Source organism: Polynucleobacter ibericus, from assembly GCF_018687955.1.
GTDB lineage: Bacteria > Pseudomonadota > Gammaproteobacteria > Burkholderiales > Burkholderiaceae > Polynucleobacter > Polynucleobacter ibericus.
Genome location: NZ_CP061309.1, coordinates 242,149 through 260,973, shown reverse-complemented (window position 1 = coordinate 260,973; position 18,825 = coordinate 242,149). Strand labels below are relative to the sequence as shown.

At 43.8% G+C, this 18,825-nt stretch carries 21 protein-coding genes; 3 read left to right on the top strand and 18 right to left on the bottom strand.

Annotated features, from left to right (window positions below; genetic code table 11):
- Nucleotides 1-23 precede the first annotated feature (23 nt).
- The 4 genes from trmB to AOC20_RS01370 are packed head-to-tail and all read right to left on the bottom strand — an operon-like array spanning nt 24 to nt 3,147.
- Nucleotides 24-830, bottom strand: a complete 807-nt coding sequence (gene trmB, locus AOC20_RS01385; RefSeq protein ID WP_215360794.1) for a tRNA (guanosine(46)-N7)-methyltransferase TrmB — start codon at nt 828-830, stop codon at nt 24-26.
- Between the two features lie 5 nt (nt 831-835).
- Nucleotides 836-1,771 (bottom strand): UDP-glucuronic acid decarboxylase family protein, encoded by a 936-nt coding sequence (locus AOC20_RS01380; RefSeq protein WP_215360793.1) that lies wholly within the window; start codon nt 1,769-1,771, stop codon nt 836-838.
- A 36-nt stretch (nt 1,772-1,807) separates the two neighbouring features.
- Complete coding sequence (locus AOC20_RS01375) at nt 1,808-2,266, bottom strand: DUF2721 domain-containing protein (protein WP_215360792.1); 459 nt, start codon at nt 2,264-2,266, stop codon at nt 1,808-1,810.
- 35 nt (nt 2,267-2,301) lie between these two features.
- The gene (locus AOC20_RS01370) at nt 2,302-3,147 is read right to left on the bottom strand and encodes an undecaprenyl-diphosphate phosphatase (protein WP_215360791.1); all 846 of its coding nucleotides are present in this window, start codon (nt 3,145-3,147) and stop codon (nt 2,302-2,304) included.
- A 120-nt stretch (nt 3,148-3,267) separates the two neighbouring features.
- Between AOC20_RS01370 and AOC20_RS01365 the strand changes: the two genes are divergently transcribed.
- Nucleotides 3,268-4,893, top strand: coding sequence for a TolC family protein (locus AOC20_RS01365; RefSeq protein WP_215360790.1), 1,626 nt, complete (start codon nt 3,268-3,270; stop codon nt 4,891-4,893).
- A 17-nt stretch (nt 4,894-4,910) separates the two neighbouring features.
- Here the strand turns inward: AOC20_RS01365 and waaC are convergent, their stop codons facing one another.
- From waaC to AOC20_RS01335, 6 genes are read right to left on the bottom strand one after another with little or no spacing between them, the layout of a single operon-like run.
- Complete coding sequence (waaC, locus tag AOC20_RS01360) at nt 4,911-5,972, bottom strand: lipopolysaccharide heptosyltransferase I (protein WP_215360788.1); 1,062 nt, start codon at nt 5,970-5,972, stop codon at nt 4,911-4,913.
- 43 nt (nt 5,973-6,015) lie between these two features.
- Nucleotides 6,016-6,582, bottom strand: coding sequence for a dTDP-4-dehydrorhamnose 3,5-epimerase (gene rfbC / locus AOC20_RS01355; RefSeq protein ID WP_215360787.1), 567 nt, complete (start codon nt 6,580-6,582; stop codon nt 6,016-6,018).
- Complete coding sequence (gene rfbA, locus AOC20_RS01350; protein WP_215360785.1) at nt 6,582-7,508, bottom strand: glucose-1-phosphate thymidylyltransferase RfbA; 927 nt, start codon at nt 7,506-7,508, stop codon at nt 6,582-6,584. Before rfbA ends, rfbC begins: the two co-directional genes overlap by 1 nt.
- A gap of 26 nt (nt 7,509-7,534) precedes the next feature.
- Complete coding sequence (gene rfbD, locus AOC20_RS01345; protein WP_215360784.1) at nt 7,535-8,500, bottom strand: dTDP-4-dehydrorhamnose reductase; 966 nt, start codon at nt 8,498-8,500, stop codon at nt 7,535-7,537.
- A gap of 1 nt (nt 8,501) precedes the next feature.
- The gene (gene rfbB, locus AOC20_RS01340) at nt 8,502-9,560 is read right to left on the bottom strand and encodes a dTDP-glucose 4,6-dehydratase (RefSeq protein ID WP_215360783.1); all 1,059 of its coding nucleotides are present in this window, start codon (nt 9,558-9,560) and stop codon (nt 8,502-8,504) included.
- Nucleotides 9,561-9,617: 57 nt separating this feature from the next.
- On the bottom strand, nt 9,618-10,391 hold the full coding sequence (locus AOC20_RS01335; RefSeq protein WP_215360782.1) for a glycosyltransferase family 2 protein: 774 nt from the start codon (nt 10,389-10,391) through the stop codon (nt 9,618-9,620).
- Between the two features lie 21 nt (nt 10,392-10,412).
- On the opposite strand from AOC20_RS01335, the gene AOC20_RS01330 reads away from it, so the two are divergent.
- Nucleotides 10,413-11,357 carry a glycosyltransferase family 10 domain-containing protein gene (locus AOC20_RS01330; RefSeq protein ID WP_215360781.1) on the top strand — a complete coding sequence of 315 codons (945 nt, stop codon included), beginning with the start codon at nt 10,413-10,415 and terminating at the stop codon, nt 11,355-11,357.
- A 3-nt stretch (nt 11,358-11,360) separates the two neighbouring features.
- A complete protein-coding gene (locus AOC20_RS01325; protein ID WP_215360780.1) occupies nt 11,361-12,419 on the top strand; it encodes a hypothetical protein in 1,059 nt (352 codons plus the stop codon).
- Between the two features lie 17 nt (nt 12,420-12,436).
- Here AOC20_RS01325 and AOC20_RS01320 read toward each other — a convergent pair whose 3' ends face one another.
- From AOC20_RS01320 to AOC20_RS01285, 8 genes are all read right to left on the bottom strand, one after another.
- Nucleotides 12,437-13,156: a glycosyltransferase family 25 protein gene (locus AOC20_RS01320; protein WP_215360779.1), complete on the bottom strand. Its 720-nt coding sequence runs from the start codon at nt 13,154-13,156 to the stop codon at nt 12,437-12,439.
- Nucleotides 13,156-14,058 carry a DUF6492 family protein gene (locus AOC20_RS01315; RefSeq protein ID WP_251373119.1) on the bottom strand — a complete coding sequence of 301 codons (903 nt, stop codon included), beginning with the start codon at nt 14,056-14,058 and terminating at the stop codon, nt 13,156-13,158. The genes AOC20_RS01320 and AOC20_RS01315 overlap by 1 nt, the downstream gene beginning before the upstream one ends.
- Before the next feature lie 8 nt (nt 14,059-14,066).
- Nucleotides 14,067-15,407 carry a glycosyltransferase family protein gene (locus AOC20_RS01310; RefSeq protein WP_251373118.1) on the bottom strand — a complete coding sequence of 447 codons (1,341 nt, stop codon included), beginning with the start codon at nt 15,405-15,407 and terminating at the stop codon, nt 14,067-14,069.
- A 15-nt stretch (nt 15,408-15,422) separates the two neighbouring features.
- Nucleotides 15,423-16,370 (bottom strand): aspartate carbamoyltransferase catalytic subunit, encoded by a 948-nt coding sequence (locus AOC20_RS01305; RefSeq protein WP_215360778.1) that lies wholly within the window; start codon nt 16,368-16,370, stop codon nt 15,423-15,425.
- Nucleotides 16,370-16,870 carry a bifunctional pyr operon transcriptional regulator/uracil phosphoribosyltransferase PyrR gene (gene pyrR / locus AOC20_RS01300; protein WP_215360777.1) on the bottom strand — a complete coding sequence of 167 codons (501 nt, stop codon included), beginning with the start codon at nt 16,868-16,870 and terminating at the stop codon, nt 16,370-16,372. The genes AOC20_RS01305 and pyrR overlap by 1 nt, the downstream gene beginning before the upstream one ends.
- A 27-nt stretch (nt 16,871-16,897) precedes the next feature.
- Nucleotides 16,898-17,314: a Holliday junction resolvase RuvX gene (ruvX, locus tag AOC20_RS01295; protein WP_215360775.1), complete on the bottom strand. Its 417-nt coding sequence runs from the start codon at nt 17,312-17,314 to the stop codon at nt 16,898-16,900.
- The gene (locus tag AOC20_RS01290; protein ID WP_251373170.1) at nt 17,307-17,846 is read right to left on the bottom strand and encodes a YqgE/AlgH family protein; all 540 of its coding nucleotides are present in this window, start codon (nt 17,844-17,846) and stop codon (nt 17,307-17,309) included. Before AOC20_RS01290 ends, ruvX begins: the two co-directional genes overlap by 8 nt.
- A 127-nt stretch (nt 17,847-17,973) precedes the next feature.
- Nucleotides 17,974-18,783 (bottom strand): YdcF family protein, encoded by an 810-nt coding sequence (locus tag AOC20_RS01285; protein ID WP_215360771.1) that lies wholly within the window; start codon nt 18,781-18,783, stop codon nt 17,974-17,976.
- Nucleotides 18,784-18,825 lie beyond the last annotated feature (42 nt).

Here is an 18,825-nt window from a genome sequence, read left to right as displayed (position 1 = left end):
CCTCTGAATTGATTTTGATTGGTTTATTTTTTCTTGTAAACCAAGTCCCATACGCCGTGGCCTAGCTTGATGCCGCGGTTTTCAAACTTGGTTACAGGACGATAAGCCGGTCTGGTCACATACCCCTTATGTTCACCATGAAGCTGCTCTAGAGAAGGCTTAAATTCATTAGAAGTCACTCCTGGCTTAGCGGCATCTTCAGCGGCGAATGTTTCTACCTTAATGAATTCATTGGATGTATTTTGCAAAGCAGTTTCTGCATTTAAGACGAGCAACATCTGCTCTGCATAATTATGCCAATCAGTAGCTAAATGTAAGTAAGCGCCAGCTTTTAGTTTGCTCACTAGCAACCTAACAAAATCTGCCTGAATGAGGCGGCGCTTATGATGGCGCTTCTTGTGCCATGGATCTGCAAAGTAAATATGAATACCATCCAAGCTATTGGGGGCAATCATTCTTTCAAGGACTTCAACTGCATCATGTCGAATTAAGCGCAAATTAGTGAGTTGGTTTTCCCCAATGAGCTTGAGCAAAGCGCCAACCCCCGGTGGATGAACTTCAATTGCCAAAAAATCATCGTCTGCTCTGAGAGCTGCAATCTTGGCAGTGGTTTCACCCATGCCAAAACCAATCTCTAGAATTTTTGGTTTTGTAGAGCCACCAAATGCATCTACTAAATTAAGAGGAGTATCTTTAAATGAGATTAAAAATTGGGGTCCAAGCTCATCAATCGCTCGTTGCTGTCCAGCAGTTGTTCTTCCAGCCCTGAGGACAAATGAACGAATACGATCAAAATGCTTCCCTGGTAGTGCGCCCTCTACTTTAGTCAATGCACTTACCCCACAACCTTCTTAAAGTAAGCAATAGTCTCTTTAAGACCATCTTCAAGATGAACCTTAGGCTGCCAACCGAGCTTTGCTTTGGCTAGCTCGATATTCGGTTGACGTTGCTTTGGATCGTCTGATGGCAATGGTTGATGAATGATCTTAGACTTGCTACCAGAGAGCTTGAGGATAGTTTCAGCCAACTGCAGCATAGTGAACTCCCCTGGGTTACCAATATTGACTGGTCCTGTAAACCCTTGTTCAGAGTTCATCATTTTGACCATGGCATCGATTAAATCGTCGACATAGCAAAAGCTTCTGGTTTGCTGACCATCACCATAAATCGTGATGTCTTTACCTTGCAGCGCTTGCACAATAAAGTTACTCACTACCCGACCATCATTGGGGTGCATCCGTGGGCCGTAGGTATTAAAAATACGCACGACTTTAATATCTAAATTGTGTTGGCGGTTGTAGTCAAAAAAGAGGGTTTCTGCGCAGCGCTTACCCTCATCGTAGCAAGAGCGAATACCAATGGGATTTACCTTACCCCAGTACTCTTCTGGCTGGGGGTGCACTTCGGGGTCACCGTAGACTTCACTAGTAGAGGCTTGCAAGATCCGCGCCCGAGTCCTTTTGGCAAGGCCTAGCATATTGATAGCACCATGCACACTGGTCTTGGTAGTCTGTACTGGGTCGTACTGGTAGTGCACCGGAGAAGCTGGGCAGGCTAAGTTATAGATTTGATTGGTTTCGACATAGAGTGGAAAAGTCACATCATGACGCATGAGCTCTAGACGAGAATTGGGTAATAAGTGGGCCAGGTTTTCTTTAGAACCTGTGAAGTAGTTATCTACCACCAACACATCATTACCCTCTTTGAGGAGCTTCTCAGTAAGGTGTGATCCTAAAAAGCCTGCGCCACCGGTGATGAGGATTTTGTTCATGTTAAATCGCTTTATAAAAATGAATTAAATCGGCTACTAATCTACTTTTGGAGTATTCCAGCCAGCAGATCGGTAGGCGTAGACTACTTCTGTCAATACGATGGAGAGAGAAGTCATAAAGAAGACCAGGCCGAGTACAAAAGTCCAAATGACATAGGTTGCCTGTAGCGAGCGAACGGCACCCGCCTGAAAGAAAAACAGCTCTAATACAGTCAAGGAAATAAATACGCCACTGAGCACATCGAAAAAGATGGCGGCCGTACAAAGACGACCACGAATTTGCGCTTCATCAGCTTCTTTATTCATATGCTGTAATAGCTTTGCATCTTTTACATCACCTCGATCAATGGATTGACGTATGGCACGCATACGATCTACAGAGCGAGCCAAACGGCCGGAGATGGCGTTAATTAAGGTAGCCACAGCCGTTAACAAAAATACTGGGGCTAATGCCAGCTGAATATTATTGGTAATTGCGTCTATAGATGAATCCATGGGTATTTCCTGAACTTGTTAAATCTCTATATAGGTTAATGGGACCAGGCGATTAAGCCAGTGTAGGAAGTAAATAGAACCAACAACCCAAATGCAATTCGATACCAAGCAAATGGAATGAAGTTATGGTGAGCCACATAATGAATTAACCAGCGCACACAGATAAAAGCCGAAATAAATGCTGCAATAAAGCCTACAAAAATAGCTAAGGTGAATTCGCCAGAAAACGCAACGGGTGCCTTCCAGAGTTTTAATAACTCATAAGCAGTTGCGCCACCAATGACCGGAATGGCTAAGAAGAAAGAGAATTCCGTTGCTACAGCACGCGGCAAACCAAATAACATCCCTCCAATAATGGTTGCACCAGAACGTGAAGTACCTGGTATCAAAGCGGCACATTGTGCCAAGCCAACCTTGAGCGCATCCAAGGGGCTTAAATCATCTACTGATTTAATGTGACTTACAGAGGTAGTCATTTTTTTCTGCCGACCTTCAGCCCAAAAAATAATGAGCGCGCCCACTATAAAAGCGCTTGCAACCGGAATGGGAGAAAACAACACAGCCTTGATATGTTTGCCGAATAAAAAACCGAGACCCATAGCCGGAATAGAGGCAATTAATAAGTTCAAAACAAAACGACGAGCAATCGCACTGCTCATGAAAGAACTGGCGACTTTAATAAGCTTTTCTCTAAACTCCCAGCAAACTGCCAAAATAGCGCCAAACTGAATAATCACCTCAAAGGCTTTACCGCGCTCATCATTAAAGTCGAGTAAATCTCCAACCAAAATGAGATGCCCAGTGCTAGAAATCGGCAAAAACTCGGTTAATCCCTCTACTACTCCCAGAATGACTGCTTTGAATAACAAAATTAGATCCATAGGCCAAATTTTATAGGTATATAGAGCTAACCCAGTGGATTTGGCAAAATAGTGTCTAAATGAGCATTTTGAAGAAATTAGCCTTAAACTGCATGGCACATTGAAAAGTATCCGAATTACATGACTCCAGCACGCTTTAGACTCTCTCGACTTACCGCCTTTGGTTTGATCCTGAGTCAAGCGCTAGGTCTTGGCGCAGGGTCTTTCAATGCCTTTGCGCAAAGCCCCAACGCTGCTGCAAGGCCCGCCTTACCGACGCCCATGAGCGCATCTACCCTGATTGGGCTTGAGCAACCACCCCAAATCGCGCCGCCGCCTAGCAAACCTGCTGTCCCTTCAGTTTCTGCCCCCTCAAATGTGACGGGCAGCAAAAGCACAGAAACCAAAGGTCAGCTCAACGACCTCATTCAGCTGTATCAAGAGGCAGCATTTAGCGATCCAGTATTAACTGCAGCTCGCTTTAATTACCAAGCCAGTAAAGAACTCTATTGGCAAGGATTCTCATTATTAATGCCGCAAGCTAATGCGACACCGGGAGGCACACGCTACTACCAGCATGGTGCCGGCAGTACGGTAGTTTCAAATAATGCAGGTAACTCACGGGTATTTGACCAAAAAAGTTATACCGTCACCCTTACCCAACCTGTTTTTAATATTGCTGCTTTAGAGCTTTTTAAACAAGGTGATTTCAATACGAAATTAGCTGACATGCGCTTTTTCTTGGCGCAACAAGATCTAATCTTACGAGTATCGCAAGCTTACTTTGATGCGCTCACAAGCCAAGATAACGTTGCACTTTACAAAAACAAAAAAGATTTAATCAAACAACAACTAGAAGTTGCGCAAGCGAAGTTTGATGCAGGTCTAGCAACCATTGTCGATGTCAATACTGCACAAGCAGCTATGGATTTAGCTACTTCTCAAGAAATTGCCGCTCAAGCAGACCTCATTGTGAAACGTGGAGCGCTAGAGCAAATTGTTGGACGTCCCGTAGGTGCATTAAAGCCATTAATTAAAGATGCCAAAATTGAGGGTGTACTAAAGGACCCGCGCAGCAAGAGCAAGGACTCCAAAGGAAATCCCATTGCTGAAAGCGCTAATCCCAGCCTACCACCAGGACAAACACTGGATGACTGGATTCATCAAGCAGAAGCATCTAACTTTAACGTCCTGGCTGGCCAGCTCTCGATCAGCATTGCAGAAAGCACTTACCGCGGGGCACAAGCCTTAAATTACCCAACAATTAATTTTATAGGCACATCAGGCTATAACACTTCAAACGGTACACCCAATAGCTACACGCCTGCAAATACCAATGTGTATAACAACACGGTGGCACTACAAATGACTATTCCACTGGTTTCTGGTGGATACAACAGCTCGGTCATTCGTCAAAACGCTGCTCTTGTCGATGCTGCTAAGGCTAACTACGATAACTATCGTCGTACAGCAGCACAAAACACACGCGCTGCTTTTACTGGTTTTTATGGGGGCTTAGCGAGCGTCAAAGCGTATGAAGCTGCAGAGCGCTCTACATCATCCGCTCTTGAATCTAGCAAGCTTGGATTTCAGGTAGGTACCTTAATTAATATTGATGTGTTGATTGCTTTGGACTCCTTAATCAATACACGTTCTTTATTGCAACAAGCTCGCTACAACACCATTCTGAATGCGATTAAGTTAAAAGCGCATGCTGCGGCACTAACCGATGAAGACTTAGTTGCGATAAATACATTACTGCGCTAAGTAGGAATCACTTAAATCTAGGGCAATAACTCATTAGTAGCTTGTAGAACTTCAGCTACTTTTGGTGGTTTTTGAATATCCCCCACGTTACGAATATTGTTAGACCAATATCCTTCCGTTTTCCATAGGGGCGAATCACAATAAATCTCAACAGTGGGTTTATTTAGGGCGGCTGCTAAGTGGGTTAAGCCGGTATCTACGCCAACTGTCAAAGCAGCGCCAGCAATTACCGCAAATGCATCTTCAATCGAAAAAGCGGGCGGTACTAAGGCATTCGGAATTTGCGCGGCAATTTCTTCGCTTACTGCCCGCTCCGCTAAATTGCCCCAGGGTAAAACTACTTGATAGCCGCGGCTAGAGAGTTTCTGACCTAGAGCAATCCAATGGCCATTGGGCCAGCGCTTTGCTTCTCGCGCTGTTGAGTGAAAACACAACACATAAGGCGCCACCAACTGCTGAGAAAGAGCCTGGGTAGGCGATGGCAAAGATTGAATATATTGAACTGGATAAAACTGCGGAGCGCTTGAACGCTCCAGTAACGCCCAGTCTAAGGCTGAACACATCACCCAACGTGAACGATCAACAGCGTGGCACTGAGTAGGCACTTGCACCGATTGGTTGTAAAAAGCTCTCGCCACTGGCTCATATCCAGAGAACTCCGTTGCATTAGCCAATCCCGCAACCACTGCAGTTGGACTCTTTTTAGCTAATGAGCAAACAAGAGCTGATTTGAGCAATCCCTGGGTTTCAATGATGACGTCATAAGAAACTTGCTGGAGCGATCTCTTAAATGCAAAAAACTCTTTCCAGGTAGATAGCTTGAGTAGGTTCTTTTTCCAGCGGCGTAAACCAAAAGGAATGATGCGATCAATTCCTTTAAAGCCGTCATTACCCTCTTTAGAGAGTAAGGGTGTTAGCAGATGGACATACCCCTCCTCCACCACCCAATCAATTTGAGCATCAGGTAAACGCGCCCGCAGATCCCAAACAATTGGCAGGTTATGCAATACATCGCCTAATGAGGAGAGTTTGACCAATAAGATCTTTGGATTCGCTGGCTGTGCCAATGTATTAATCATCAAAGGATCATCTTATTTTTTATAGAAAACCTTTTTAGGCACCCTAAAACTTAGGTGCAAGGTCCCACTCTAGACCCGCAGTATCTTTGGCATTCATATTAGGCGAGATGCCAGTTGGCAAGGGCCATTCGATACCCACAAACGGGTCATTCCAAGCAAGGCAAGCTTCGCTTTGGGGATGGTAGTAGTCAGTAGTCTTATAGAGAAATTCAGCGACTTCAGAGAGTACCAGAAAACCGTGGGCTAATTGTGGAGGAATCCAAAGTTGCTTGTGATTTTGCGCGCTTAATTCAACACCGGCCCACTTGCCGTAAGTGGAGGAATCTTTACGTATATCTACTACCACATCAAACACGCGTCCGGAAACTACCCGTACTAATTTGCCTTGGGTCTTTTCTAATTGATAATGCAGTCCACGCAAAGTCCATTGACGAGAAAAAGAATGATTATCTTGAACAAACTCGACATCAAGACCGGTAGCATTAGCAAAATCTTGCGCATTAAATGACTCTGTGAACCAACCGCGCTCATCCCCAAACACCTGAGGCTCTATAACGAGCACATCATGAATTGCTGTAGGCGTTACTTTTAATTTAGATGGCGCACTCATTAGCTCGACTTCTTTGTAGTTAAGGAGATCGGCTGAGCGGAGCTATTAAGTTCTTTTAAAATCTTGCCCAAATACTGACCATAGCTATTTTTACTCAATTGAGCGGCTACCTTTTGCACTGTTTCAGCACTAATCCAACCCTGGCGATAAGCGATCTCTTCGGGGCAAGCGACCATTAGGCCTTGGCGCTTTTGTAAAGTTGCAATAAAGCCCGCTGCATCTAACAATGAATCATGAGTACCGGTATCAAGCCAAGCAAACCCACGACCCATGATTTCAACACTCAATTCATTTTTATCCAGATACACGCGATTGACATCCGTAATCTCTAGCTCACCCCTGGCACTCGGTTTAATGGAAGCAGCGATATCACAAACTTGATTGTCGTAAAAATATAGGCCGGTAACTGCATAATTACTTCTTGGGCTTAATGGCTTTTCTTCAATAGAAAGGGCTTTATAGTCTTTATCAAACTCCACTACTCCATAACGTTCTGGATCATTCACGTGATAAGCAAACACGGTTGCACCCGTTTTTCGTTCATCCGCACTATTGAGTTGATCAACGAGTTCGTGACCATAAAAAATATTGTCGCCTAACACTAATGCGCTGGGATTATTACCAACAAAGCTTTTACCTAGAGTAAATGCCTGCGCCAAACCATCTGGTGACGGCTGCACACAATACTCAATATTGAGACCCCACTGCGAACCATCACCAAGCAACTCTGTAAAGCGCGGTGTGTCATGAGGCGTAGAAATTAATAAGATATCCCGGATACCCGCAAGCATCAAAGTACTTAACGGGTAATACACCATGGGCTTGTCATACACTGGCATCAATTGCTTGGAAACTGCTTGAGTGACTGGGTATAAACGAGTTCCAGACCCGCCAGCCAAAATAATTCCCCTACGATTAGTTGTCATACAGCCCCACTGTTGTTTCAGAACGCCTAAATAAGCCCGCCAGAAGCAAGCTTGCGAATGTACTCATGAACCATTTGTTCCCAGCCTATAAAGCCGGGGAACTCAATAGCCTCATTATAAGTATCTGATGCTGCCATAGCAGCTTGAAGCTTATTGGTAGACATCTTTGAATTCATAGGGCGAGGAGCTGGCAAAGGGTATTCGTCGGTCGAAATTGCTCGAACCTCACTTGGGCGCACCGTCAACTGAACGCCGGCTTCTAGGGCAGTATTGACGACATAAGAGGCCAAGCCATGCCAAGTAGTCTCGCCAGAGGGTACGGCATGATAAATCCCGGATGGAAATGCTTTAATCTCACCACGTTCATTCAATACCAGACTTAGACTCGCTTTGGCCAGCCACTCAGCACAGGTAGGCGCCCCATACTGATCCGTAATAATATTTAGCTGATCTCGTTCTTTTGCTAAACGCAAAATTGTACGAATGAAGTTTGCACCACTGCCATAGACCCAACTGGTTCTAAAAATGGCGTATTGCCCTTGAGTAGAAGTCGCAAATACTTTTGCGATAGCCTCTTCGCCTGCAGCCTTACTCTTGCCATAGACCCCTAGAGGATTGCATAAATCATCCTCTAGATAGAAACCATATTTCTCGCCGTCAAATACATAATCCGTAGAGTAATGCATAAGACAAGCATTATTGCTGACAGCAAACTGCGCCATTAACTCAGGTGCTTTTGCATTAATTGCATATGCAAGGTCTGATTCAGACTCGGCCTTATCTACTGCCGTATAGGCAGAGGCATTAATAATCAGCTCTGGCTTATAACTCTCAAGTAACTGAAGAAGATTTGATGAATTTACGAGATCACACTCAGACCGCCCCACAAACTGGATACTTGGCTTCTCATAAAAGATGGGGGACTCTTCGTTCAGAAAAGTCTTGAAAGCTTTGCCCAGCTGTCCATCTTTGCCAAAAACAAGAATTCTCATATTATCTATATTGCTTCTCAACCCAGTCGCGATAAGAACCGCTAACCACCCCGTCAATCCAGACGTGGTTATCCAAATACCACTGCACTGTTTTACGAATGCCAGTATCAAAAGTTTCCGCTGGTCTCCAGCCTAAATCACGCTCAACCTTGCTGGCATCAATCGCGTAACGACGATCATGTCCAGGGCGGTCTTTCACGTAAGTGATTTGCTCTACATAGCTTCTACCGTCAGCACGAGGCTTAAGCTCATCCAAAATACTACAAATGGTTTTCACAACATCAATATTGGCCTTTTCATTCCAACCGCCAATGTTGTAGGTCTCACCCAATTTGCCTTTAGCCAATACTTCACGAATTGCCAAGCAGTGGTCGCCCACATAGAGCCAATCCCGAATCTGTTGACCATCACCATAAATTGGCAATGGCTTGCTATTTAGGGCATTCAAAATCACTAATGGAATTAGTTTTTCTGGGAAGTGATAAGGGCCATAGTTATTAGAGCAGTTTGTAGTTACTACCGGCAAACCATAGGTATGAAACCAAGCACGAACCAAATGATCTGACGCTGCTTTAGAGGCAGAGTAAGGACTATTTGGCTCATAAGGATTGGTTTCCGTGAAGGCGGGATCAGTTGCTGATAAAGACCCATACACTTCATCAGTTGATACATGATGAAAGCGAAACTCTTCCTTGGCCTTTCCTTCGAGAGCATTCCAAAATTCACGCGCACACTCTAATAAATTAAATGTGCCAACAATATTTGTCTCAACGAAATCCGCAGGCCCATGAATAGATCGGTCCACATGACTCTCAGCAGCAAAGTTCACGATTGCGCGTGGCTTATACTGTTTTAATAATTTGGTAACCAACGCTTTGTCACCAATATCACCGTGAACAAATATATGGCGGGAATCACCCTGAAGAGGCTTTAAAGTATGTAGATTACCGGCATAGGTCAATTTATCGAGGTTAATAATGCCTTCGGCATTTGGATTGGCCAGCCAATCTAAAACGAAATTGCCGCCAATAAAACCAGCGCCTCCAGTCACTAGAATCATGCTTAACCTTTTTTAGCCATTTCTATTAGTAAATATCTAACACTTAAATTGACATATCTAGAGTTTGTCTTTGTTTTTCAAGTAGAAGGACTCGTATGGATATTGCTTTTCATCCTCAAGTATTTGATTAACTTTTTTATCAAACATTCCTCGATAACCACCTAGTAGAGCTATCTTATATTTCTGGTTTTGAATAAAATCGCGATTAAATTTAGAAGCGGTACGGATACCTTTGGTGTAGCCATCATCAGCTAAATCAGATTGCACATTATCAATTAAATCAATATCTACACTAGGAATTTCTTTTTTATACTTCTTATAGAAACGCCAGTAAAAATCCCCATCTTCTTCACCAAGACCCAGAAGACGTTCATCAAAAAAACCGACTTCAATTAGTTCTTGCTTATCCAAGATGAAATGAGAAAAACTGCCATTGATCTTGAAAGTTCCAGTATTTTTCGCTAATGCGATTTCTAGAAGATCAAAAAAGCAGCTGCCATTTTCTGATTTAAGCTCCAGATCGTCGTTCAATATCAACACACGATGGTGGCTAGCCGTCAACGCACCACGATTCCATAGCTTGGCCAGCGACTGAAAACTTGGGAACATCGTCGGAAATACCTGCGGAAATTTCGAGATATAAGACAGAATGTTGGAGCGATAGTCTTCATCAAAAGCTCCTTTGGCAGGGCCATTGATTGTCACAATCACTTCAATGTCTGGACGTTGAGCCTTGATCTGAGCAAGCAAAGGCACCAAATAGGTTTCAAATCGCTTGTCAAAAGTAGTGATGACTACCGAATATGGGTTTTGGACTGAAAACTCAGACATAAAATAAATTAGTATTAGGGAATGAGAAGTGTACGAATTTCAACTGCTGGCTGCCCAAGTGACTATTCACAAGGCTTGCTTCCAATTATCGCTCAAAGCCTTGGTTATCAGTTAGATTGGGTTACTCCAAATCAAGCAGATTTGCTGATATTGGGGCCTTTTATTAAGCCTGATTCTAAGAGGCTCAAATGGTGCCCCAAACCGCTTCGGCCCGCAGTAAATTCAGTACTCAATTTAGCGCCAGCCAACAAAATCTCACCACTTAGGGTTTTCCATAGCGCAGAGAACCTGCGTCATGACACCGTAGCAGCGGATTACAGTATTTCTTTTGACTTAAATATTTCTTCAGAGCAACATTTTCGACTGCCCTACTGGATGGAGATGATTGATTGGTCGCATGAGGGAATTATTGGCAACCTAAATCCGCGTTATGGCAAATTGATTGATATCAAACGTCTGATGCAACCATTAGGTAATCGCTTTTTAGAAAAGAATCATCGTGTTGCTTTTTTAAGCTCACACATTAGAGAGCCTAGAAAAACGTTGTATGAGGCGGTCCAAAAAGTCATGCCTATCACAGGATTTGGTGCGCACTTTGATAAGACTATTGAAAATCATCACCTCAGCGGTTTCTTGAAATATGAATTACTTCAAGAATATGGTTTTAATCTCTGCCCTGAGAATGGCATGTACCCTGGCTACTACACAGAAAAAATTCCAGAAGCTTTCTTTGCCGATTGTTTACCGATTACATGGACCGATGAAAACGTCAAGGTTGACTTTAACCCCTATGCCTTTATCAATCTGGGGCCAATGTCATGGTGCAATTATGCACCTCTGACTGAGATAATCAACTCACCCCAAGCACTGCAAGATTACGCCTCCCAAGCCTTATTATTAAAAGCTCCGAGTATTCTGCCCTTTCGGGATTTTGCAAAACGTATTCTTGAAGATGCCATCTCTTAAAAAATGAAGCTTGGTTTTCATACTAATGGGCTCTCATTGCGGGGAACGGAAATTGCCCTATACGATTATGCACATCACAATCAAAAACTACTCGGGAATGAATCGGTCATCTTCTATCGTAAGAACAATAATGTTGTTCAATCTGTTTTAGAAAAGTTTTCTCAACAATTTAAATTGTATCCGTATGATGGACCAGTTGAACTGAACCGCTTGATTGAGCGGGAAAAAATTGATTTAACCTACTTCATCAAATCCGGGGAGCGTGACGATGCCATTTGTGAAAGCTCGCCATCTTTAATTCATGCGGTCTTTCCAACTAAGCCTGAAGAATTTCATGGGGATAAATACGCTTTTGTTTCTCAGTGGCTTTCAAAAGAATATTCCAATAACAAAATCCCTTTTGTGCCCCACATGATTGAATTGCCAGAGGTGGCTGGCAATCTTCGCTCTAGCCTAGGCATACCTGAAACGGCCACAGTATTGGGTTGGTATGGAGGTTCGGATAGCTTCAATCTTGACTTTGTTAAAGAAACTGTCTTATCAGCTGTAGAGCAGCGTAGTGATCTCTTCTTCCTATTTATGAATATGGATCCTTTTGCGCAGCATGAAAGACTGATATTTTTACCTGGCAATTCCGATCTTAATTACAAAGTACAGTTTATTAATACTTGCGATGGGATGCTGCATGCCAGAGGAATAGGTGAAAGCTTTGGGCTAGCTTGCGGTGAATTTTCTATCAAGGGAAAGCCTGTCATTACCTATGCTCTCTCCCCTCAGCGCAGCCATATAGAGATTTTAGGAGACAAAGCAATTCTCTATAGGGGCAAGAAAGAGTTAGCGGAAATATTTAGCAACTTTACCCGCCGAGTACAGCATGAGAAAAATTGGGACGCCTATTCAGAGAATTTTTCTCCAAAAGTTATCATGCGCCAATTTAATGATGTCTTCATTAAAGGAAAAAATCTTAGCGAGATTCAACTCTCAGCGATTGATCGCATTGTGATTCAAAAGTATCGGCTTAAGCGTAAGTTGCGTAACTTACAAAAGAAGCTCTATCTGTAAGCTGGGGTGGGATTAACTTAGCTTGGGAACCAAGGGTTCTTTGAAAACCAACGATCTAAAGCACGCAAAATAGATCTTTTTGTCTTATGCCAACCGCGTATTGGCAATCTGCTTGGCCTGTCTGCAATAGTCGTCTCTACCCCAGTAATATCGACTGGATAAGGACTAATTGCCAGGAATTCCAGATGGTGCTTTTGGTGATGCTCTAAGAAGTGATCTAAGGGCTCATAAATATCACTAGATGCATCAATCAAAGTTTGGGCAGCGCTTGGCTTTAAAAGATAGGCTGTTGCCCCTACTGCATCCCCAATATTTCTCACCAAAGAAAATTCAGCATTGCCTTGAATTTTCTCTTGAGGAACAGTACTCAAGCCCTGGAGTCTTACCGCATCCCAGTTAGTCGATTCATTTACTAAAAAATGAATTGCTTTCTCAAAGTGCGGTAGCAAGCAAAAGTCATCCTCAAAAATAATGGTTGGAATATTTTTGTCGACACAATCTTGCCAGGCTTTTTTGTGGGACAAAAAACATCCCAGTTCATTTGGGGTTAATTCAAATCCTAGTAAATTTTTTACCTTTCCTGGTTGATACTCTTTAGGGGTATTCGTTAGTGCAGACCCCCGCACGGCGTCTAAAAAACGCCAGTGCAAGTTGGTTTTATCCAACTCTGATTTCACCTTTTGCTGGCGAACTTCTGAACCAGCCAATGAAATAACTAAACCCTGAATTTCTGGCATTAGAGATAGCTTTGTAAGTAACGTAAAAAACGTTTTGTCCGTTTTAAAACTCGGGAAGGCAAGGACTTCTGATCGCCTCCTGCGCTCATACTCGACTCCCAATTAGACTGATACAGAACCCCAAGGTAATTCGACTTGAGCTTTTCATCGCTCTCACCAAGACGTCTCATCAAGTAATACTGCCAATCGTAGTGATAGACCCTAAATAAGGGCTCAATTGCGATTAAGGGAATGGCCCGGTAATTAAGTAATGCCTCGCCATAAATCAATGTCTCGGGGTAATCAGGTGTCACCATATCCCAAAGAGTGAGCCCCTTAGGCTTTAGGTAGCGCTGATCTAATGACTCCCAAACCTTTGCGGACCATATAAAAGGAGCTGGAGCACAATAAAATTCTGGGCCCACTCTACCAAATAAAGCCTGCACGCGTTTAGCTTCTAACTGCAGATTACGCTGGACCTCAGACTGACCGCGATTCTGAGCTAGCTGGAAATACTCTTTATTTTGATGGAGCACTGTAAATGGAACCCCATCAGAGCCCATGAAATCGTCCATGAAAAATGGTCGGATGAAAACACAATCAGAATCAAGGCATAAATAATTTTTTGCCAAACTCAGTCGCCAAAACTCTGACTTCACAATTGCTTGCGACAAACCACCTGGCATTGCCTGATATTTTTCCAGAGAGGCATCTGGGTTAGCCCTTACGATATCTTCATCCGCAATCCACACATAGCTAGCTTCATTTCCCAGCACCTGGACCAATAGATCTTGATCCGCTCTAGGGGTGGAAATATAAAAAGGTAAATGGTCCCGATTAAACTGCTCTATGGATGAAAGCAGTCTTTTTAGGCGCAGAAAGTCATTGCGATAGGACTTGCAATAGAGGACAAAATCTTTCAATGGGCTTCCTATTTGTATTGAATCTCAGTCAGAATCTGCGCAACCGCCTGATTTACTCCCAAGGGTAGCCATTTTGGCTCAATTAGCCGGCGCTCCTGCCAGTCTAACCAAATTCTTTCGAGAGCCATTTCAATGCCAATTTTATCGCCCTCATGACTCAGGTAAGCACCACGCTCCGAGAGCATTTCATCGAGCTGAGGATTGCGATGGGTAATTCCCCAGATTGGACGTCCAGTCCAAAGGTATTCATAAAACTTAGAAGGAATATATTCAGCGCACCACTCATCATTACCGTGAAGCAAAATCAACACATCTGCTTCCTGCATTTTTTCAACTACTCTTTCGCGACCGGACTTACCAGTTACAGCATCTTTTTCTAGGCGGCCATGGGCAATGAGCACATCCTGATAAGAAAATTGCTTTATTGCTCCAAGGGTTAATTCATCCAATGCAGCACCATAGGCATGAACTCGAATCTTCTCGCGAGCCTGTGGATATTTCTGGAACAAAGAATGGAGTGCATTCAAAATCGTAGAGAGTGATCGATCTTTAGCTAAAGAGCCTGAGTGGGATAAATTTAATGTATCCGTATAAAGATGTGTCTTGGCCGCACTTAAACCGCCCGGAGGTTCCGCGCCTGGTAACACCATAAATCCATGGGCGTTCCCAGGTGTATTTAAATTTGAATTTCTTGCTTTTGCATAATGAACTGCACCATCGGTAAACCACCATACAAAATCAGCAAAGCGAACGATTTGCTTTTCCAAATAATGCCGAAAGCGCGCATCTCTATTTTTGGGTTGTTCAATACCCTCATCAACCGGACTTTTGCGGATCACCAACGGGTCGTGAATTTCAGCAATCCACCTCACACCAGTCACCTTCTTCAACCATAAGCCAGCCAGATGTGCAGACCATGCACCGCCTGTGGAATACACCAGATCAATCTGCCCCTCACGGATTAATTTATATCCATGCATAAATGCAGGCATTGCCCATGACCATTGACTCGAGTACCCCAAGATCAACTTTTCAAGGCCAATAAATGGCGCCAATAAGACCGAAACGGTCCTCGTCAGTAACTTGTAAACAAACCCACGTCCATATTGATTTGCAATCCAATGACGAAAGTCAAAACGAAATGCTGCAGGACCCCATGCTAGAAATTGACGATGCGGAAAGCGCTGATCTTTAATGCCAGTAATTGCACTAAAGACTATAGGCTTTATGCCATCATCCAATAGATAAGGCATCTTGTCTGTAATCGTCTGGCTGGATGCACGTCCATCCATATTGAAGCCATGCGACAAAATTAGCCACCGCTTATTCATTAATTTGTCCGCGGGCATGAAATTGGTGAATGCTTAATTACCAGCAACGATTGACATCACAGCCATCCGCACAGCAATCCCAAAGGTGACTTGATTCAAGATAACTGATTGTGGACCGTCTGCTACAGCTGAATCAATCTCTACACCACGATTCATTGGGCCTGGATGCATCACGATTGCATCTGGCTTAGCTAAAGCTAAGCGGCCCGGCGTTAAACCATATTGTTTAAAGAAGGCATCACCCTCTGGAACCTGGCCAGCCTCCATGCGTTCCTTCTGAATGCGCAGAGTCATCACCACATCGACATCCTTAAGACCTTCTTCCATGGAATGAAACACTTTCACTCCCAACATATCTAAATCACTAGGCAACAAACTTTCAGGGCCAATCGCACGAATATCTTCGCAGCCCAAGGTCGTAAGTGCATGAATGTTCGATTTAGCAACACGGCTATGAACAATATCGCCCACAATAGCTACCTTTAAGCCTTTGAAATTTTGCTTAAAGTGGCGCATCGTATACATGTCCAACAAGCCTTGGGTTGGATGCTGATGACTTCCATCGCCCGCATTCACAACGTGAACATGTGAAGGCACATGATTGGCTATTTCAATGGGTGCTTTAGATACGCCATGACGTACCACAAAAATATCTGCCTGCATCGCAACCAAGTTGTCGATGGTGTCCAACAAGCTCTCGCCTTTAGCGGTCGAAGAGGTGGAAATATCTAAGTTAATCACATCGGCAGACAACCTCTTAGCAGCAATCTCAAAAGTCGTTCTCGTGCGCGTAGAGTTTTCAAAGAATAAGTTAAATACACTTTTGCCACGTAACAAAGGCACCTTCTTCACCTCACGCGAAGGATCTGTCACGCTGACAAACTGCTGGGCGGTATCTAAAATATGCAGAATTTGTTCTTTTGGCAGACCCTCTAAAGTCAGAAGGTGAGTTAATTCACCGGCAGCATTAAATTGGTTCATTAAACTCGCTCCTCTAGCTGAAAGCTGAACTTGCCAGCGGCATCTTTTTCTAATACCAAAATTTGTTGCTCAGGAACCTGTACTTGCTCCGCTGCAAAATCAGCGCTCACTGGTAACTCTCGTTTACCGCGATCAGCAAGAACCATTAATTCAACTTGCGCGGGTCGGCCAAAATCAAATAACTCATTGAGGGCCGCTCTAACTGTTCTACCTGTTAACAAAACATCATCAATCAAAATTACATTTGCGCCATTGACATCAAATGGCAGATGAGTCGTCATGGTGCTGGCAGTACGTAATGCCGTCATACCTTTTTCGGCGTAATCATCACGATGAAAAGCGACATTAAGGACGCCGTAGTGCGGCAAACCCAAATCTTTTGCCAATCGTTCTGCAATCCATGCACCGCCCATCGCCAGGCCAGCTAACTCAAATGAACTAACCTGCGCTCTATTACGCAGTTTGGCTAGTAGCTTTTCATATAACAATTCAGCATTCATGATTTAGTTCTAACACCATTATTTCTTTTACCCAGCAAAATATTGCTCCAAAATTAACACGGCAGAGTGCGCATCTAGATTGTCCCGCATCTGAGAGCTGCCCTCTAAAACTGCTGATGTATATCGCTCGTCCACCCAGCTTACGGGCAAACCAAAGCGACCATGAAGCTGATTGCCAAAGCGCTTAGCTTTAGCGGTCATTTCATGCTCAGCGCCATCTGGGTGCATGGGAAGTCCAACCACCAGCTGATTGGGGGCCCACTCCCCTAGAAGACACTCTATTTCACGAAACAAACCATCTGCATTGGGAGCGGCAATAGTCCTGAGGGGCTGACCCAGTTTAGTCACAGTATTGCCAACCGCAACCCCTACCCGCCGCAGACCATAATCAAAAGCCATCACAGTCCCTGGGACTGCAGCTGAATTAGGGCTCGACTTAAGCATGTCCCGCCTCACCAGAAAGATGAGATAAATCAAAACCAAGATGGCTCATGGCTTTTTCATAGCGCTGACTAAAAGGCGTATTGAAAATAATTTCACTCATTTGCTCACGCGAAAGTGGCACATTCATCCAGCCATTTAAAGTAATTTCTTCCTCGAGTTGCCCAGCACCCCAACCAGCATACCCAAGAGTCATCAAAAATTTTCTGGGGCCGTTACCTACAGCAACTGCCTCAAGAACATCCTTAGAGGTAGTCATAGTTAAGCCACCAGGAATTACCAAGGAAGAGCTGTAAGAAAGATTGGGATTGGATTCATGCAAAACAAAGCCACGCTCAACTTGCACTGGACCACCGAAATACACTGGCTGTTCTAGCAAAGGTGCAATTTCTAATTTGAGTTCTATTTTGTCAAACAGAGTAGCTAGGTCAACTTCGGTAGGTCTATTCACTACCAGCCCCATCGCCCCTCTCTGGGTATGCTCAAAAAGATAGATTACAGAACCCGCAAAATTAGGATCCACCATACCTGGCATTGCAATCAGAAATTGATTGGCTAGGTGGTCTGCAGAAAAAGAAATTATTGACTCTGGCGAAGGCGCTGTATCTGAAGCAAGGGGTGCTTTTTTAGCCGAGGTCATATGAGCCCATTTTACCGAATATCTAGATCTTTCCAGTAACCCAGTAACCTATAAGACCAATGACTTCATGAGCCAATTTATTCCAATTTTCAGCTCCATCCTCCAGATCAAACCTCCACCAGTGCGGGGTATTGGCCGTTTGGTAATCCACTGGCACTGGAATAACTTGAATTCCCTGTTTCTGAAAAATTTTTACCGATCGATACATATGACTTGCTGAGGTTATTAAAAGCCAAGGTTTGGGTTGATCAGAATCACTCTTAGATCCATATTCTGCAATCATAGGCTTTATGAAAAGGACATTCTCATAAGTATTGCGGGACCGATTCTCATAGTGCGCCATAGCCTGATTCAGGCCCTGCTCTTGAACAAGCTGTTTAAATGCATCTGCTTCAGATAGGCCCTGAGGCAACAAACGTCCTGAGTAACCACTAAAAATATAAGGGAGATCAGGGTATTTACGAATCAACTCAAATGCCTTGGTGATGCGCTCAGCGGAGGACCCAACAGACACCTCCCCCCTATCAATTGAAATCTGGCCACCTTCAATTGCACCACCCAAAATAATGATCCCACCAATATCCTTTTCAGAAAGTTCGGAAATCGTAGTTTTAGGCACTATATCTTCTAACGCCCTTAAAAAAACCTCCGCGCTCGGTATCCAGCCAACAAGGACCAGGTCGAGTAGCGCCAATACTAGAAACCGCTTACAAAGCGCTGGCTTTCTGAGGGATAGAAAAAGTAGACTCAGTGGCAAGAAGATCAAAAGCCAATTTAATGGCTCAATACAAAACTGCACCACATTTGCAAGAATAAAAAAGATCGTATCCATATTTACTATTGATCTTAACCTGTTCTAGCCATTAGGCCTTCA

What these genes read in the sequence shown, in the direction of transcription:
- waaC (WP_215360788.1), bottom strand. Translation starts at nt 5,972, where the DNA reads ATGATTAATACATTGGCACAGCCAGCGAATCCAAAGATCTTATTGGTC.
- AOC20_RS01305 (WP_215360778.1), bottom strand. Translation starts at nt 16,370, where the DNA reads ATGAACCAATTTAATGCTGCCGGTGAATTAACTCACCTTCTGACTTTA.
- AOC20_RS01330 (WP_215360781.1), top strand. Translation starts at nt 10,413, where the DNA reads ATGAGAAGTGTACGAATTTCAACTGCTGGCTGCCCAAGTGACTATTCA.
- AOC20_RS01310 (WP_251373118.1), bottom strand. Translation starts at nt 15,407, where the DNA reads ATGCCCGCGGACAAATTAATGAATAAGCGGTGGCTAATTTTGTCGCAT.
- AOC20_RS01380 (WP_215360793.1), bottom strand. Translation starts at nt 1,771, where the DNA reads ATGAACAAAATCCTCATCACCGGTGGCGCAGGCTTTTTAGGATCACAC.
- pyrR (WP_215360777.1), bottom strand. Translation starts at nt 16,870, where the DNA reads ATGAATGCTGAATTGTTATATGAAAAGCTACTAGCCAAACTGCGTAAT.
- AOC20_RS01375 (WP_215360792.1), bottom strand. Translation starts at nt 2,266, where the DNA reads ATGGATTCATCTATAGACGCAATTACCAATAATATTCAGCTGGCATTA.
- ruvX (WP_215360775.1), bottom strand. Translation starts at nt 17,314, where the DNA reads ATGCTTAAGTCGAGCCCTAATTCAGCTGCAGTCCCAGGGACTGTGATG.
- AOC20_RS01320 (WP_215360779.1), bottom strand. Translation starts at nt 13,156, where the DNA reads ATGCCAGAAATTCAGGGTTTAGTTATTTCATTGGCTGGTTCAGAAGTT.
- rfbD (WP_215360784.1), bottom strand. Translation starts at nt 8,500, where the DNA reads ATGAGAATTCTTGTTTTTGGCAAAGATGGACAGCTGGGCAAAGCTTTC.
- AOC20_RS01325 (WP_215360780.1), top strand. Translation starts at nt 11,361, where the DNA reads ATGAAGCTTGGTTTTCATACTAATGGGCTCTCATTGCGGGGAACGGAA.
- rfbC (WP_215360787.1), bottom strand. Translation starts at nt 6,582, where the DNA reads ATGAGTGCGCCATCTAAATTAAAAGTAACGCCTACAGCAATTCATGAT.
- rfbA (WP_215360785.1), bottom strand. Translation starts at nt 7,508, where the DNA reads ATGACAACTAATCGTAGGGGAATTATTTTGGCTGGCGGGTCTGGAACT.
- AOC20_RS01370 (WP_215360791.1), bottom strand. Translation starts at nt 3,147, where the DNA reads ATGGATCTAATTTTGTTATTCAAAGCAGTCATTCTGGGAGTAGTAGAG.
- AOC20_RS01335 (WP_215360782.1), bottom strand. Translation starts at nt 10,391, where the DNA reads ATGTCTGAGTTTTCAGTCCAAAACCCATATTCGGTAGTCATCACTACT.
- AOC20_RS01365 (WP_215360790.1), top strand. Translation starts at nt 3,268, where the DNA reads ATGACTCCAGCACGCTTTAGACTCTCTCGACTTACCGCCTTTGGTTTG.
- AOC20_RS01290 (WP_251373170.1), bottom strand. Translation starts at nt 17,846, where the DNA reads ATGCCAGGTATGGTGGATCCTAATTTTGCGGGTTCTGTAATCTATCTT.
- AOC20_RS01285 (WP_215360771.1), bottom strand. Translation starts at nt 18,783, where the DNA reads ATGGATACGATCTTTTTTATTCTTGCAAATGTGGTGCAGTTTTGTATT.
- rfbB (WP_215360783.1), bottom strand. Translation starts at nt 9,560, where the DNA reads ATGATTCTAGTGACTGGAGGCGCTGGTTTTATTGGCGGCAATTTCGTT.